The 3,053-nt window shown below is 28.2% G+C and carries 2 protein-coding genes; both read right to left on the reverse strand.

Translation table 11 applies throughout. From position 1 onward, the window contains the following. Positions 1-89: 89 nt before the first annotated feature. A complete protein-coding gene (locus tag QZZ48_RS15190; protein WP_294967102.1) occupies positions 90-1,439 on the reverse strand; it encodes a filamentous hemagglutinin N-terminal domain-containing protein in 1,350 nt (449 codons plus the stop codon). Between the two features lie 8 nt (positions 1,440-1,447). Next, entirely contained in the window at positions 1,448-2,989 is a 1,542-nt protein-coding gene (locus QZZ48_RS15195) for a ShlB/FhaC/HecB family hemolysin secretion/activation protein (protein WP_294967103.1), read from the reverse strand. Positions 2,990-3,053: the final 64 nt, after the last annotated feature.

Below are 3,053 nucleotides of genomic sequence, written 5' to 3' on the forward strand. Positions count from 1 at the left end.
ACTCATATTTAATCCCTATATTTTCTATTTCAATTTTATCATTTTTGAAATAAGAAAACAAATTTTACTGGTTCAGTTTTAGGGGTTCATTATACTTTTGCACTAGAAAGATATTTAAGAGTAAGAATATAAGTATCCTTATTACGATTTTTATATAGTTCTATCTCATTTCTACTTGTAGTCTTTACATCTAGTTCAAGCAATTCTCCATTATTCTCAAAAAGATTAGCATATAAATTTATATCACCATTAATAGTTTCTATAGAAGCTCTGTCATTAACTATTTTGAGTGTTTGTTTATCCAAGACATTTGCTGACATAGTTAAATTATTAACAGCAAGTATAGTAGAGTCTTCATTATTTGTTAATGTGTTTTTAGTATATAGGTACATGTCATTAGCACTAAATATAGTTATATTATTTGTTAAGTTATCAGAAGTTATAGTTAAGTCGTTTGAACTATCAATCAGAGCATTATTTGTGATATTTTTGGCTTGTAAACTAATATCAGAGCCAGATGAAATCGTATCTTTTACTTCTATATTTGAACTCTTTGATTCTATAATCACATCTGTTTTTGCTTTTATATTTTGTAAGTTAATCTTTCCATCATTAGTAATAATTATCTCACCAATAGATGCAAGCACTTCTGGAGGTAGGTTTACACCTAGACCTTTATCTGTTCCTACTAAAGAGATTCTATTTGCGTACATTCCACCAAGTGTAGATGCATCTAGTAGGAATAAAGTTACTTCATTACTATTTGTAGAAGATGTTATTTGTTTGGTATTAGCATCTATACTATTTTTACCTAGTTTTATATCTAAGTTTTTTGCGTGTATATCAGCATTTAGTTTTAAGAAGTGCGTATATATAGAAGTACTATCTGGACCCATAGAATCAAGTCCATCACCATCTATACTTATATCTCCACCAAAAATATTAAAAGACTCTAAGTTACCACTGTTTATGATAGGTACACCTGTAGTTAAAGTTACATTTGAAGTGTTTATAAAACCAGCTCCATTTATACTAATTCCATTTGGATTTGCAATTACTAAATCTGCTCTTTGTCCAGCTACTTCTGTGTAACCTTTTAACTGAGATCTTGAGGTACTTGTAACTTCATTTAAAATCACTTTTGCATTTGAAGTTAGGTTTTTATTTCTATTTATGTATCCGCCAAGCTGAGTGTTTACGGTTGTAGTTTTAGAATTGTTTAAGATGAGACCTTCACTATTCACATTGTAGTTAGTAAACTTATTATGAGAAAGACCTTTAGCATTAGGATTCGCTATATTAACAACAGGAACATCATTTATTGCTTTTTCTATTGTTGTATTTGTAGTGCCATCTACTTGTAAGCTTGCAGCATGAAGAAGCATAAAGGTAAGAGTATATGATAATAGTATTGCAAGTGATTGTTTCATATGTTTCATTCGTTCTCCTAAAATTCTATATTTATGTTGTAACGAAATAATGTTTCTATATCTAAGTTTTCAACTTTTTTTAAAGCTCTGCTTAATGTAAAGTCACTACTTATCATTTGGGAATCTGTTTTAAACCCAATAGCCGAACCTAATAAATCACCACATGATCCTTCATTTGTATCTTGACAACTAACATATCCATAATCTAGACCAATAAACGGTGAGATAGTTTTTATATATGTAGGATTTAAATCTGGATAAAATGTTTTAATCAAATCATTCTTCAAGTAAGCTCCAGTATCTCCATAGTAAGAATATTCATACCCTCTTACCGTGTAGTAACTACCAACTCTTAGTCTGTCATTGTTATAAAGTAGGTCTTCTGTGTATTGAACATAAAGGTTAGAATTCATTTGGTAAGTGTTATCGGGAAGGTAATAATATAAATACTCGCTAAGAGTATGCTTTGTAAATTGCAATTTTTCTTCTGTATCACCAGTAAAATAGCTATCATTTCTAGCTCCAAACCAGTTCATACCTCGGTAAAAACTATATATACTTATTAACTGTCCCCAACTTTGAACATAAGTATGTGTTAAATTAAGCTGACCCAAAGTTGTCGAATAACTTGAAACCTCTAGTAATTTATTTGAAAAATAATTCTTTGTATTTTTATGTTGAATGGATAAAGATAGTTTTATCTTATTGGCTTTATTTCTAAATAATATTTTACTAACTTTTATAGTTGAACCTACTGTCGTACCTTTAGATACATATGTATCATTTAGTCCTAGAACTTTTTGTTTATATGAAAAATCAAACCATATAAACTCAAACAAATAGCTTCCAATAGGAAAAGAGTAGTTTAGTTCTTTACCTGACAAACTTTGATAATCTTGTTGTACTCTACTACCATTATTTGTGAAAGTTAAAACATCATTTATATTTAAGGGATTATCTAAAGAGACAACAGCAGTTAGATACATATCCTCATCATATACATTCTTTTCTCCAGAAACACCTATATTTAGATGTAAAGGAAAGCTTTCCGTGGTCTTAATTTCTACAATACTTGAACCATGTTTAGTTCCAGGTTTTACTTCAAACTTTGACTCAGTAGATGGAACTCTATTCATCATTTCCAATGAGGTTTCTAAATCTCTTAAATTTAATGGTTTATTTTTTTGAAGAGCGAAAGCTGTTTTTATTTTATTGTTTGTTTTACTAGTGTTAGCATCTACAATGTCCTCTATTGTACCTATTGACACAGATATATCCATCTTTCCATTTAAAATACTTTGTTCTTTTAAATATGCTTTAGTAGTAATATATCCGCTATCTATATAGTATTGTGAAAGAGTATTTAGAATATTTTTTAGTGTATCACTTTTAATACATTTTCCATAAAAGTCTTTTAACAACTCTTCTTTATTTTTAAAATCAAGGATTTCACTATCATCAACATCTATTTGTTCTAGTTTTATACAATCTTTAGCTTGAATATTCATAGTAAGTATAAGCATTATAATTGTTAAAAACAATTTTTTAATCAATATCATTAAATACAACCATTATTATTTTTTTTGAAAAAATAACTGATATATCTTTATTAAACTTTAATAT

The sequence above is a fragment of the Sulfurimonas sp. genome, assembly GCF_016744025.1.
In the GTDB taxonomy this organism is placed as follows: Bacteria; Campylobacterota; Campylobacteria; order Campylobacterales; family Sulfurimonadaceae; genus Sulfurimonas.